Source organism: Kosakonia sp. H7A (assembly GCF_003028445.1).
In the GTDB taxonomy this organism is placed as follows: Bacteria; Pseudomonadota; Gammaproteobacteria; order Enterobacterales; family Enterobacteriaceae; genus Kosakonia; species Kosakonia radicincitans.
Genome location: NZ_PYTZ01000150.1, coordinates 1 through 431, shown reverse-complemented (window position 1 = coordinate 431; position 431 = coordinate 1). Strand labels below are relative to the sequence as shown.

The 431-nt window shown below is 69.1% G+C and carries 1 pseudogene; it reads left to right on the top strand.

What is annotated here, in order from left to right:
* A pseudogene (locus CWM66_RS28670) lies at nucleotides 1-431 on the top strand (diaminopimelate decarboxylase); the annotation flags it as partial.

The window sequence follows — 431 nt, the reverse complement described above, 5'->3', positions numbered from 1 at the left end:
GCACTGGACATCACCATTACCGGCCTGCACGCCCATCTGGGCAGTGGCGTGGAGACCAGCCAGCACTGGCGGCTGATGTTCGACGAACTCGCCGGCTTCGCGCGCCGCATCGGCACGGTGGAGGTCATCGACATCGGCGGCGGCCTGCCAATTCCCTATAGCGCCGAGGACGAGCCGTTCGACCTGGAACGCTGGGGCGCCGGACTGGCCGAGGTGCGCGCGGTGCACCCGGCCTTCCGCCTGGCGATCGAGCCGGGCCGCTTCCTGGTCGCCGAATCCGGTGTGCTGTTGGCCGGCGCGACGCAGGTGATCGAGAAGGACGGTATCCACCGGGTCGGCCTGGATGCCGGCATGAACACGCTGATCCGCCCGGCGCTGTACGACGCCTGGCACGACATCGAGAACCTCTCGCGACTGGACGACGCCGCGCT